This is a genomic window from Paraburkholderia bannensis NBRC 103871 (assembly GCF_000685015.1).
Classification (GTDB): domain Bacteria; phylum Pseudomonadota; class Gammaproteobacteria; order Burkholderiales; family Burkholderiaceae; genus Paraburkholderia; species Paraburkholderia bannensis.
Map to the genome: position 1 here is coordinate 256,422 of NZ_BAYA01000003.1, position 12,481 is coordinate 268,902.

At 65.1% G+C, this 12,481-nt stretch carries 11 protein-coding genes and 1 riboswitch; of the genes, 2 read left to right on the plus strand and 9 right to left on the minus strand.

Features of this window, described 5'->3' with window-relative positions; genetic code table 11:
* Nucleotides 1-15: 15 nt before the first annotated feature.
* Genes BBA01S_RS04445 through BBA01S_RS04465 form a run of 5 tightly spaced genes read right to left on the minus strand, consistent with a single transcriptional unit; the run spans nucleotide 16 to nucleotide 4,933 of the window.
* The gene (locus BBA01S_RS04445; protein ID WP_027815376.1) at nucleotides 16-1,620 is read right to left on the minus strand and encodes a bifunctional 3-(3-hydroxy-phenyl)propionate/3-hydroxycinnamic acid hydroxylase; all 1,605 of its coding nucleotides are present in this window, start codon (nucleotides 1,618-1,620) and stop codon (nucleotides 16-18) included.
* Nucleotides 1,617-2,492: a fumarylacetoacetate hydrolase family protein gene (locus BBA01S_RS04450; protein WP_027815377.1), complete on the minus strand. Its 876-nt coding sequence runs from the start codon at nucleotides 2,490-2,492 to the stop codon at nucleotides 1,617-1,619. The genes BBA01S_RS04445 and BBA01S_RS04450 overlap by 4 nt, the downstream gene beginning before the upstream one ends.
* A gap of 48 nt (nucleotides 2,493-2,540) precedes the next feature.
* Complete coding sequence (locus tag BBA01S_RS04455) at nucleotides 2,541-3,446, minus strand: VOC family protein (protein WP_174479158.1); 906 nt, start codon at nucleotides 3,444-3,446, stop codon at nucleotides 2,541-2,543.
* Nucleotide 3,447: 1 nt separating this feature from the next.
* Complete coding sequence (locus BBA01S_RS04460) at nucleotides 3,448-4,494, minus strand: amidohydrolase family protein (RefSeq protein WP_027815379.1); 1,047 nt, start codon at nucleotides 4,492-4,494, stop codon at nucleotides 3,448-3,450.
* Between the two features lie 13 nt (nucleotides 4,495-4,507).
* A complete protein-coding gene (locus tag BBA01S_RS04465; protein WP_027815380.1) occupies nucleotides 4,508-4,933 on the minus strand; it encodes a GlcG/HbpS family heme-binding protein in 426 nt (141 codons plus the stop codon).
* A gap of 178 nt (nucleotides 4,934-5,111) precedes the next feature.
* Here BBA01S_RS04465 and BBA01S_RS04470 point away from each other — a divergent pair, with 178 nt between their 5' ends.
* Nucleotides 5,112-5,840 carry a GntR family transcriptional regulator gene (locus tag BBA01S_RS04470; protein WP_084161818.1) on the plus strand — a complete coding sequence of 243 codons (729 nt, stop codon included), beginning with the start codon at nucleotides 5,112-5,114 and terminating at the stop codon, nucleotides 5,838-5,840.
* Nucleotides 5,841-6,080: 240 nt separating this feature from the next.
* Nucleotides 6,081-7,181 (plus strand): porin, encoded by a 1,101-nt coding sequence (locus BBA01S_RS04475; RefSeq protein ID WP_027815382.1) that lies wholly within the window; start codon nucleotides 6,081-6,083, stop codon nucleotides 7,179-7,181.
* A 51-nt stretch (nucleotides 7,182-7,232) separates the two neighbouring features.
* Here BBA01S_RS04475 and BBA01S_RS04480 read toward each other — a convergent pair whose 3' ends face one another.
* The 4 genes from BBA01S_RS04480 to BBA01S_RS04495 form a co-directional block, all read right to left on the minus strand.
* Complete coding sequence (locus BBA01S_RS04480) at nucleotides 7,233-8,414, minus strand: porin (protein ID WP_245641418.1); 1,182 nt, start codon at nucleotides 8,412-8,414, stop codon at nucleotides 7,233-7,235.
* 89 nt (nucleotides 8,415-8,503) lie between these two features.
* Nucleotides 8,504-9,724 (minus strand): M20 aminoacylase family protein, encoded by a 1,221-nt coding sequence (locus BBA01S_RS04485; RefSeq protein WP_042295955.1) that lies wholly within the window; start codon nucleotides 9,722-9,724, stop codon nucleotides 8,504-8,506.
* Nucleotides 9,725-9,767: 43 nt separating this feature from the next.
* A complete protein-coding gene (locus tag BBA01S_RS40020) occupies nucleotides 9,768-11,117 on the minus strand; it encodes an MFS transporter (protein ID WP_084161821.1) in 1,350 nt (449 codons plus the stop codon).
* A gap of 121 nt (nucleotides 11,118-11,238) precedes the next feature.
* On the minus strand, nucleotides 11,239-12,162 hold the full coding sequence (locus tag BBA01S_RS04495; protein ID WP_027815385.1) for a LysR family transcriptional regulator: 924 nt from the start codon (nucleotides 12,160-12,162) through the stop codon (nucleotides 11,239-11,241).
* A gap of 172 nt (nucleotides 12,163-12,334) precedes the next feature.
* Nucleotides 12,335-12,425, plus strand: a riboswitch (glycine riboswitch).
* Nucleotides 12,426-12,481: the final 56 nt, after the last annotated feature.

Genomic DNA, 12,481 nt, shown 5'->3' on the forward strand with positions numbered 1-12,481 from the left:
CGCGATGCAGGTACGTCAGCCGTGCAGTGCCGCGTCCAGTTGCGCGAGCGTCGCCGCAAGCGCCGTTGCATCGGCAGCTACGCCATAGACGTAGTGATCCGGGCGCACAATCGCCGCGCGGCACTCGTGACGCTGGAACCAGGCGGCGAGGACGCCTTCGATTTCGGCAACACGGTGTGTATCGGGGAGGACGGCGGCGTGCTGCACGTCGCCGTCTGGCGCCAGCTCGATGAGTTGCGCGCCGATACGCTTTGCGCCTTGCTGCACCGCGTCCGTGACGATTTCGCCGCCCAGCGTCACGACGCGCCAATTACTCCACTTGCCGCCCGCGGCGATATCGAGCAACGCGCCATCGTTCGCCCCGTCGCCATGCAGCACGCGCGGCTGCGGAAAAAGCGCGCCATTGGCCGCGTGCTGCGTGCTCGCGAGCAATCCCGCTTCGAGCTTCGGCACGATGTCCTGGCGCGCAATCGTCTTGACCTGGCCGCCCGCCTCGCGCAACAGACGCGCATCGCGCTCGCGCGCCGCCGTCACGTCGCGCTCGCAGATCAGCTTGCCGATCTCCTTGATGCGCGTGGTAAGCCGTCGCACGTGCAGGCCGCGTTCCTCGGCGTAACTGTCGAGCAACGCGGGTTGCGCGTCGCCCTGCATCACCGCGTCGAGCTTCCAGACGAGATTGACCACGTCGCGGATCCCCTGGCACATGCCCTGGCCAATGAACGGCGGCTGCTGATGCGCCGCATCGCCCGCGATGAACACCCGCCCGCGCCGCCATTCCTGCGCGACCAGCGCGTGAAAGCGATAGCTCGCGGCGCGCCACAGTTCGCCGTCCTCGCGCGTGAGCCAGCGCGACAGCAGCCTCCAGACTTGCGCCTCGGTCTGCATGTCGCGCGGGTCTTCGCCCGGCATGAGCATGATTTCCCAGCGCCGGTGCCCGCCCGGCCCGACGATATAGGTGCAGGGGCGCGACGGCTCGCAATACTGCACCGCCACCTTCGGCAGCTTCGCGATGCCGCTCTCGTTCACGCGCACATCGACCACCAGCCACGGCTCGTCGAACACGAGGTCTTCGTAAGCGATGCCGAGTTGCGTGCGCACCGTGCTCGACGCGCCGTCGCAGCCGATCAGGTAATCGCTGGTGACCGTGCGCGTATTGCCCGCATCGTCCTTGAGATTCACCGTCACGCCTTGCGCGGTTTCCTCGAAGCTCACGAGTTCCGTGCCCAGCGCGACCTCGACCGATTCATAGGCGCTTGCGTGCTCGCGCAGCGCGGCTTCGACCGGCGGCTGCGTGAACACCATCGTCGGCATGTAGCCCAGCGGCCAGGGCTTGGGCACCGTGTCGATGCGCTTGATCAGCTGGCCATCGACGCCGTAATACTCCGAAGGCGGAAACACCGCGACGTGTTGGGCGATGCGCTCGACCACGCCCAGGCCCTGAAACACGCGCATGATTTCGTGATCGACGGCGATGGCGCGCGGCTTGTCGTAGACCTCGCGGGCGCGGTCGACGCACAGCACCTTGCGTCCGCGCTGGCCGAGCAGGGCCGCCGCGACCGCACCGGACGGCCCGAAGCCGACCACGACCACTTCATAATGGTTGTTCGCCGCCATCGTCATGCGCTCACGGCGTCCTGTTCATCCTGCACCGTGTTTTGCAGGCGGCCTACGCGCTCGATATCGACTTCCACGCGGTCGCCGTGCTTGAGCCACACGGACGGCTGGCGCGCCCAGCCCACGCCGGCAGGCGTGCCCATCGCAACCACGTCGCCGGGTTCGAGCGTGAGGCATTCGCTGAGCAGCTCGATGGTCTCGGCCACGCCCCAGATCATGTCACTCGTGCTGGCCTGCTGCATCACCTCGCCGTTGAGGATCAGGCGCAGCGACAGGCCTTCCGCGCCCGGCGGCAGGTCGTCGGCGGTCACGAGCCACGGGCCGAACGACCCCGTACCGTCGAAGTTCTTGCCGATCGTCCATTGCGACGTGCGCTTCTGGTAGTCGCGCACGGACACATCGTTGAAGCAGGCGTAGCCGAACACGTAATCGAGCGCGTCTTCGCGCTTGACGTGGCGCGCACGCTTGCCAATCACGATCATGAGCTCCGCTTCGTAGTCGAGCTTTTCCGACACGCGCGGGCGCACCACCGGGTCTTCATGCGCGATCAGCGACGACGCGCCACGGAAGAAGATCAGCGGATAGACCGGCTTGAGATTGCCGCCTTCTTTCGCGTGATCGTAGAAGTTGTGCCCGAGGCAGACGATCTTGCCGGGTTCCGGCACGACCGGCGCGAGGTCGAGCGAGGCATACGGCGCGCGATGCTCGCCGCTGGCGATGGCGCGCTGCGCGGCGGCATTGAGGTCGACGCCGGCCTTGAGCGCCGCGCGCAGGTCGGCGGGCACGGATGCATCGGCCTTGTTGAGGTCGACGACATCGTCGCCGTCGATGACGCCAAGACGCGTAGCGTCGCCCGATCGGAACGTAACGAGTTTCATGATGTTTTCTGTGATTCGATTAGGTTGATCTGGTATCCGAACTATTCTTTATTCAGCCTTTTGCGGGCGAAAGAAGATCGTCTTCTGCGCGGTCTTCAGCTTGTCGGACGGATTGCGTCCCACGCCCCATTGATCGATGCGTCCCGGCGGCCACTTCCAGTCGTCCGGGCCGCCGGTGGGATAGGAGTCGTCCACCTGCTGCACTTCGGCCGTATATTCAATGACGAAATCGAATGGCCCGAGAAAATATGCGAATACATTATTGCCGGGGCCATGACGCCCTACGCCCCACTCGATCGGATAGCCCGCATCATTCATGCGCCCGCCGCCGCGCATCACCGAATCGAGATCCGGCATGACGAAGGCAATGTGATTGAGGCTGTTTTCCTGCGCGTCCGCCAGCGCGATGCTGTGGTGGTCGCTCGAACACCGCATGAAGGCCATGATGCGCGTGCGGTCGGAGAGCCTGAAGCCCAGCGCGTTTTCGAAAAACGCCTGCGCCACGGCCACGTTCTCGCAATTGAGCACGACGTGCGTGATCTTGATGGGACGGTCTTTCACGCTTTCCGTGTTTGCGTGGCTGCGGTCGCCCGCGATGAAGCGCAGCACGCGCCCTTGCGGGTCGAGCGCTTCCAGCAGCGTTCCGGCGCCCGGCATGTCCGTCGGCGCAGGGCCGGAGACGATCTGGCCGCCGTGCTCGACGATGGACTGAGCGAGCGCATCCAGATCGGCCGCGTCGGCCACGCTGAACTCGATGGCACGCACATCGGCGCGCTCGCTTTGCGTAAGCGTGAGGATGTGATGCGCCGCGCCGGTGCCGCGAAAATAGACTTTTTCCGGGCGGCGCGTGAGTTCGGTGAGATGCCAGGTGTCCGCGTAGAAGCGCGCGGCCAGTTCGAGATCGGGCACGCCGATCTCGATGCCTCTGAGGCCAGTGACGAGGCACTGCGTCATGTCATGCTCCATTCCTGATGCCCAGGAATTCCCGGGCGTTGCGATAGATGAGTCGCTCCGTGGCGGCCGCGTCCAGGCCGAGCGCCTGCACGCCGCCTACGGGGTCGCGCTCGCGGAATGCGAACGGATAATCGGTGCCCAGCATCAAGCGCGTATCGCCGAAGGTCTCGACGAGATGGCGCAGCGTGGGCGCGTCGAACACGAGCGAGTCGAACCAGAGGCGCCGCGCCTGCTCGCGCGGCGCAAGCACCAGCGACTCGCGCAGCGGCGCGAACACCTGGCTCGCCTGCTCCAGGCGCGGCAGCAGCGAAGCCAGTGTCCCGCCGCCGTGGCTGAAGGCGATGCGAAGCTTCGGATACCTGACGATCAAGTTGGACGTGATGGCCGATGCGGCGGCAAGACCCACATCGGTGGGAAACGCCAACGCCTGCACGAGTTGCGCGGGGCCGACCAGGCGCTCCTTGCCTGCTGGCCGCAGCGCATGGACGAACACCGCCGCGCCCAGTGCCTCGCAAGCCTCGAAAAAAGCCTCGAACTGCGCAGCGCCGATGGGCGCACCGTTGATATTGCTGCCGATCTCCACACCCGCGAAGCCCGGCATGCGCATCAGCCGTTCGAGTTCGCGGATCGCCATATCGACGTCCTGCAACGGCACCGCGCCCAGACCGACCATGCGGCCCGCGCTCGCCTCGCACATGCTCGCGATGGTGTCGTTGAGGTATTGCAGCAGCGGCAGCGCGTCGGCGGCTTCCATCCAGTACGACAGCAACTCGGGCATCGGCGAGATCGCCTGGATCGCCACGTTCTGCGCGTCCATGTCGGCAAGTCGCTTGTCTGTGTCCCAGCACAGGTCGGACACCGTGCGATAGATCTTCTCGTCGATCACCACATGGCGATGGCACGCGTGCGCGGGCTGCATCGAGGGCCAGTCGCGCGGTACTTTTGCGCCCAGGTAACGGGGAAATGCTGCGGGCACGATGTGCGCATGCACGTCGATGCCGTGACAGGCGCAGCGGTAAGTAGATTGAGCGGATTGAGTGACTTGCATGGCGCGGCTTGCCTCAACGATGCGCGAGGCCCGCTGCGCGCAGGCCCTCGATGCAGATGGCCTCGTCCTCGTCGCCGGTGCCGCCGCTCGCGCCTATCGCGCCGAGCACCTGCCCGTTCGCCGCGACGATCGCGACCGCACCGGTCTGGGCGATGAACTTGCCGCCGGTCGCGGGCGCAATCGCGCTGAAGAACACCGGGTTGCCCGTGGCGCGCTCATGCAGCGTGCGCGTGTTGACGCCCATGCCGAATGCGGCCGCCGCCTTGCCGTGCGCGATCTCCATACGCAGCGGCGTGGCGTTGTCCTCGCGCGTCGCCAGTTTCACGTGCCCGGCTTCGTCGAGCACAACGAGCGCCATGGCGCGCAAGCCGTCACGGCGGGCCGCGCCCAGCGCGGCGGCGGCGATACGGTTGGTCTGCTCCAGCGTCAACGTCTCCATCTCTTGAGTCTCCTGCGAGTCGTCCTGCGATTCGATCTGCTGCCGATCATAATATATACAAAACAACAATGTCGATGATTTTGTGTATTTACATCGGGAAAACCCCATGGCATCGCCGGACGACGGGAACGATGCGCGGATCGGATATACTTTCCCGCAAACGAAACATGACAGAGGTGTGAACTTGTCCCGCACAGTGAGTTACCCCGCGACACCCGCGGGCGCGGGCGGCGCGAGCGCCGCCACGCTGGCCACGAACCTGTATGACCGCATCCGGGCCGACCTGCTCGACGGCAAGCTCGAACCGGGCCGCAAGTTGCAGATCGAGTTCCTGTGCGACCAGTATCAGGCCGGGCAGACGCCGGTGCGGGAAGCGCTCAACCGTCTCACGTCGGACGGCCTGGTCGAGCGCCGCGACCAGCGCGGGTTCGCGGTCGCCGGCATCAGCGCGAGCGATCTCCAGGAGATTACGAAGACGCGCTGCTGGCTGGAGGAAGTCGCACTGCGCGAGGCGTTCGCGAGCCGCTCCGTCGAATGGGAAGAGGATGTCGTGCTGGCCTACCACCGCCTCTCCAAGGTGCCGCGCTCGCTCAGCGAGAGCGAATACAAGGAGAACCCCGAGTGGGAGCGCCGCCACCGCGAATTTCATCGCGCGTTGATCGGCGGCTGCCAGTCGCGCTGGCTCATCAGCTTCTGCGAGCAACTGGCCGACCAGCTTTACCGCTACCGTCAGCTTTCGGTGCGGCGCGTGTTCCCGAAGCGCCATGAGGGCGCGGAGCACAAGTCGATGCTCGACGCCGTCGTGGCGGGCGACGCCGCGCTCGCCATCCAGCTCCTCACGACGCACTACCGCCAGACGGCGGACATCATCCTCGCGGACGCCGACCTGTTTCCGCCTTCGCGCTAAGCCTGCCCACGGCTGACGCGCACTGCCCGCCTCCTTTTTCCTTTTGGAAAACGCCCTCCGCGCGCCTCCTGGCGCGCCAGGGCGGGCGTTCGCACGCCTGTTTGCTTTTTTCGATGATCGAATACACAACCTGGCGTTTTCGATAGTTTTGTATATTTTTTATTGACCATCGCTCGCTCGTACACAAAACTCCTGTTTCCAGAGAGTGCCGCATTTCGACGGCACCGTTCAGGAGACGAGATGAAATTTGCACCGTTCGCCACCACGGCCCTGGTCACGGCCGCCGCCGCGCTGGGCGCGTCCAGCGCTCACGCCCAGTCGTCGGTCACGCTGTACGGGATCATCGATACCGCGATCCAGGTCGCCAATACGGGCGGCCAGACCGTCGTGCGCGAGGCGTCGAGCTCCGTCGCGCCGTCGCGCTGGGGCTTCTTCGGCAAGGAGGATCTGGGCGCGGGCTATACCGTGGTCTTCAAGCTGGAGAACGGCTTCAACGCGAACTCGGGGGCGATGGCGAACACCACGGCGCTGTTCAACCGCGAGGCCTGGATCGGCGTGCGCGGCCCGTTCGGCCAGATCCAGGCGGGCAACAACTACACGCCGCTGTTCCTGAGCTACGTGACCTATTCGATCGGCGAGCTCAACGCGCTCGCCTGGGGCAACGCGACCAACAACTACGTGTTCGTGCCGGTCGCGCGCACGGCGAACTCGCTGCGCTATGCCTCGCCCGACCTCGCGGGCTTCACGCTGAGGGCGCTCTACGCGCGCGGCGCGAACGGATCGAGCGGCGTGCCGGCGTCGCTGGGCGACACGCTGTCGGCAGGCGTGAACTTCAAGGCGGGCGCGTTTTCCGCCGATATCGACTATCTGCAGCAACGCTTCGCGCCAACGGCCACGCTCACGACGACCACGCCCGTCGCGACGGGCCGCTATTACCTGATTGGCGCTTCGTACGATTTCGGCGCGGTGAAGACCGCCGCGCTTTATCAGATGCATCGCAACGCGACCGGCGTGAGCAGTTCGATTTCCAGCGCCTACGCAACGCCCAATCACGACTTCTACGAAGTGAACGCGCTGATCCGCCATGTCGTGGGCGGCTCGCTGCTCGCAAGCTTCGGCCAGTACTGGCTGCGCTCGGGCGGCGACGGTCACGCGCTGTCGTGGGCCTTGCGCTACGACTATCTGCTCTCGAAGCGCACCGGCTTTTATGCGGGCGTCGCAGGCGTGCGCAATCACGGGACGACGGCCTTCACCGTCACGGACGCGGCGGGCCCCGGCATCGCCGTGGGTGCGGGCAGGAACATCACGACCGAAATCGTCGGCCTCGTCCACAACTTCTAACGCTAACGCGCACGGGCCTTTCGAGCAGATCCGTGCGCGTTGATGCGCCGCTCAGAACCGGTGGCGAATCCCCGCCGTCACGAGCGTCTGAATGCTGGTGCGCGAAGCCGTCACGCCACCCAGCGCGGCGACCGCCGGCAGGCCGCGCGAATCGGTGCCGCTGGCATGCTGGTAGAACGCCATCGTGTAGAGATCGGTGCGCTTGGACAGCGCGTAGTCCAGCGCGAGATCGACCTGCTGATAGTGCGCGTGCGTCACGCCGCTGCTCTGCGTGTACGAGTAAGCCGCGCCCAGCATTAACGCGGGCGTTACCTGGAACTTCACGTTGGCCTCGCCGATATTGAAGATCGCCGTGCCGCGAAATGCCTTCTCTGCCGCACTAAGCCCCGTTACCGCAACCGTGCCTAGATCCGTGAAACGCGTATTGCTGTAGGCCGCGCCCAGCGTGACTTGATCGATGGTGTAAGCCGCCGCTGCCGAGAAAATCTTCTGTGCGCCCGCCGATGCGAACCCGGCATAAACGGGGCTATAGATATTGTTCGCGGTTGCGCTGTCGTTCGCCTTGTTGCCGAAGAAAGAGAAGTTCGGGCGGTCGGCGTCCTGATAGCCGATGCCGATTTTCAGCGGCCCGCGCGCAAAACCGCCGCCCACCGCAACGATGCGGTTGGTCGCGATCGATCCCGCCTGGTTGCCGAACGCATACATGCCGGCAAGCGAGAAGCCGTAAAAGCTCGGCGTCGTGTACTTGACCGAGTTGTTGACGCGCGCAAAGGTGTCGAGGTTATCGACGTCGCCGGGGTGCGCGCCATAGCCCGCGCCCGACCCGGCCCAACTGCCGCCCGCCGTGAGATAGCCTGTGTACCAGTAGGCGGGGGAATACTGGCGGCCCAAGGTCAGCGTCCCTGCGTTGCCGGAAAGCCCGACGAATGCCTGCCGCGCGAAGAACGTACCGTTCTGCGAAATCGTTCCCGTGGTCGCGCTATAGCCGTTCTCCAGCGTGAAGATCGCTGATAACCCGCCGCCCAGGTCTTCGACACCTTTTAGCCCCCAGACGCTCGAACTCGCGTTGCCGCTGGCGAGCGCGTATTGCTGCTTGCCGCCCGCATTCGAATTGAACACCATGCCGACATCGGCGACGCCGTAAAGCGTGACGCTCGACTGTGCGTGCGCCGTGCCTGCAAGCATCCCCGTCACCACCATCCCCACCGTCACTGCGACTGCGCGATTACACATGAAAAGATCTCCGGGTTTTACGGTTCTTATTTAATTTGCTATCCGAATTAATTATTTCGCGCGGACTCCGTGGATCCGCGCTTGCTGGCCTAGCTGTCGCTACGCAGGTACGACTCGGTGAGCGCCACCCAGCAGGCCGCGCCAAGCGGAATCACTTCGTCGTTGAAGTCGTAGCCGTCGTTGTGCAGCGAGCAGCCCACCCACTCGCCCGTGCCGTTGCCCAGCGAAAAATAGCAGCCCGGCATGCGCTCCAGCATCCACGCGAAATCCTCGCTGCCCATCTGCGTAGACGGCGGAACCTGAATGACCTTGTCCGCACCCAGCACGCTGGCGATCGCCGCGCGCGCGACCTGCGCCTCGGCGGCCGTGTTCATGATCGCCGGAACCATGCGTTCGTAGACGATCTCCGCCTGCACGCCTGCTGACATCGCTTGATGCTCCACCACGGCGCGAATGCGCGTCTCAAGCAGGTCGCGCACGGCGGGGACGGTCGCGCGCACGGTCAGTTTCAGCGTGGCCGTCTCGGGGATCACGTTATACGTGCTGCCCGCCGAGATCTGCCCCACGCTGATCACGCCCGCATCCACCGGCGCGACGTTGCGCGAGACAATGCCCTGCAACGCCACCACCGTCATGCACAGGGCCAGCGTCGGATCGATCGCGCGATGCGGAATCGCGCCGTGGCCGCCCTTGCCGCGAAACGTCACCGTTACGCGATCGGACGAGCCGCCCAGCGGCCCCGCCTGCACAACCGCCTTGCCGACCGGCAGCCCCGGCGCGTTGTGAAAGGCGTAGACGGCGTCGCACGGGAAGCGCTCGAACAAGCCATCGTTCATCATCGCGAGCGCGCCGCTCAGGCCTTCCTCGTCGGGCTGGAAAATGAGGTTCAGGGTGCCGTCGAAGGCGCGCGTGGCGGCGAGATATTCGGCGGCGGCAAGCAGCGTCACCGTGTGGCCATCGTGGCCGCACGCGTGCATGCGGCCGTCGACCGTGCTCGCGTACGGCAGGCCGGTGCGCTCCTGCATCGGCAGCGCGTCCATGTCCGCGCGCAGGCCGATCCGGCGCGCGCCCTCGCCCACTTTCAACTGCGCCACCACGCCGTGGCCGCCAATGCCGGTATGCACGTCGTAGCCCCACTCGGCCAGCAGTTGCGCGACGAGACCGGCGGTATCCGGCACCTCTGCGCCAAGCTCGGGATGAGCGTGAATGCGATGGCGAATCGCGGCAAAACGTTGTGCCGAAGCCTCGATGGCGGCAGGCACGGCAACAGGAACAGAAAGAGGAACAGAAGCAGGTTCGCGCTGGTTCATGGCAGGAATTCGAGTTTTGGAGGGATCGATGCGGCGCGAGCGCTTAATCGCGGCCCGGATTGCTGGGATACAGCAGCAGCGCGATAAAGCTGATGAGCGAAGCGCACAGCAGGTATCCGGCAGGCGCCATCCGGCTACCCGTCGCGCTGATGAGCCACGTCACCGCCAGCGGCGCAAAGCCGCCAAAGATCGTCACACCGAAGCTGTACATGATCGACATGCCCGTGGCGCGATGATGACGCGGCAGCGCCTCCATCATCATCGCCGTGCCCGCGCCGGTGCCAATCGACATCAACGTGCCCGAGATCGCCACGCACATCATCACGAGCGGCAGGCCCGGCCTCGACGACAGCAGCGTGAAATTGGGGATCACGATCAGCATGGAGAGCATGCTGTTGGCGATCAACAGCGGCTTGCGGCGCGGCAGTTTATCGGCGAGGCGGCCGAATATCGGCGCGAGCACCAGCATCGTCAGGCCCGACACACAGGTCGCCGCGAACGCCGTGACCTGCGGCATGTGCAGCGTGCGCACCAGATACGTCGGCATATAAAGCACGATCACGTACATCGCCGACGTCGTGCTCGTCATCAGGAACGTGCCGATGACCAGCGTGCGGGCGTGCTCGCGAAACACCGCGCCCACGCCGCTCATTGCTGAGGGCTTTGCCCGCGTATGCGTTTCTTCCAGATGCTTGCGGATATACATGCCGACCGGGGCGATCAGCAGGCCCAGCAGGAACGGCAGGCGCCAGCCCCACGACTGCAGCGCTTCGGGCGACAGCGACGCGGAAATCGCGACGCCTGCCAGCGCCCCCACGAGCGCCGCGCCGCCTTGCGTAGCGGCCTGCCAGCTGACGTAATAGCAGCGCCGCGACTTGCTGCCCGACTCCATCAACAGCGCGGAGGCCGCGCCGATTTCGCCGCCCGCCGACAGGCCCTGCAACAAGCGCCCGATCACCACCAGGATCGTTGCGCTCACACCGATGCTCGCGTAACTGGGCGTGAGCGCGATCAATGCAGTGCCCGCGGTCATCAGTGCAATGGTCAGCGTGAGCGCCGCCTTGCGTCCGCGCTGGTCAGCGAGATTGCCGATGATGACCGCGCCTATCGGGCGCATCAGGAAGCCCGCCCCGAAGGTCGCGAACGACAGCAGCAAGGACGTGAGCGCATTGCCAGTCGGAAAAAACAGCTTGCCGATGGTCACGGCGAAGAAGCTGTACAACGTGAAGTCGTACATTTCCAGCCCGTTGCCAATGGAGGCAGCAACGATGGCACGTCGCGTGGGCGCGCGCCGGACGGGCTCGGCCTGAGGTTCAGCCTGAGGTTCGGCGCGACCCAGGGCATGGCTCAGGGCGGACACGCCGTCGTTCAGCGCGTGGGGCAGTTCATTCATTGACGTCCTCTTGTCGGAGCGATCGGATAGCGGCATGCAGCACCGGAAACCAGTGTTTGTTGCCAAAATCAACGCGACAAGTGACGGATTTTCAATCCATTGACGTCCGGTTATAGCGGCGTCACGGCTTGAGACTCAGCAGACCTGTGGGGTCGTAGTCGCGCAACGCGTCGGCAATGGCGTCATGCAGGCGCTCCGCCGAGCCCGGTAGCGTATGGCGGTCGCGCGTGACGAGCGAAATTGCGCGCGCGGGCAGGCATTCGTCGAGTTCGAGAAAGTCCATCGTTTCACGCATGAAACGGCTGCTCGTGGATTCCGCGGACAGCAGAATGAGCGTGTCCATCTGTGAACACATGGCCAGCGCGAGCGACATCGACGAGCATTCGATCACGCGTGCGGGCAATGGCAGGCCGTGATCGGCAAAGACCTGCACGAAAGGCGTGCTCGCGTCCGCAAGCGGATCGAGCACGATCCACTCGGCATCGCTCAAGGCGGCCAGCGAGCGCTCGGCGCTCAGTGGATGTCCCTTGCGCGCCGCCACCAGCGTCGCCATGCTCACGACCGGCGTGCAGTCGAGCAGGCTGTCGGGCGCCATGCGCTGCGAGGTCAGCGCGAAATCGAGCGTGCCTTCGCGAACCTGTTCGAGCAGCTGGTTCGGCCGCATCTCCAGCATGCGCAGGCGCACCTGCGGATAATCGCGCCTGAATGCCGAAAGACAATCGGCCAGCGGGCGCAGCAGCGCGGTGACGGGCGTCACGCCGATGCGGATTTCGCTGATCGCGTTGCCTTTCATTTCCTCCATATCGTCGCGGGCGCGGCGCACGTTCTCGCTGATGAGCCGCGCATGGCCGACGAGCCGCTGACCATAGGCAGTCAATTGAACGCCCTTGCTGGAGCGCACGAACAGCGTCGCGCCCACCTGCCCTTCGAGTTCCTTGAGCGCCTTGCTCAGCGCCGATTGCGTGACGTGCAGCACGCGCGACGCCTCCAGGATGCTGCCGGTTTCCGCAACGGCGGCGAGCGCTCTCAGTTGATGCAGTTTCATATTTGGACAGTGGGAGGGACAGACGGCAAGCCGCAGTTTAACCGCAAGCGCGTGCGGCTTTAGCACGCTGTCGAGGCTCAATCAGGCAAAACCCTCGTGCGAAATATCGCAGACCGAATTTTGAAAAATGGTTGCCGCGCGCGCGGCACACGGCTAATCTTGTCCCGTTCTCACACGCTGCATGGAAGAGATCGTCCTACCGGAACGACGCCGACGGAGCAACCGCCCCGGAAACTCTCAGGCAAAAGGACCACGCAGCCGGAACATCTGGAGAGCGGCGCATTGCAACGATGGCGCCCACCGAAGGGGAGCCACGCGC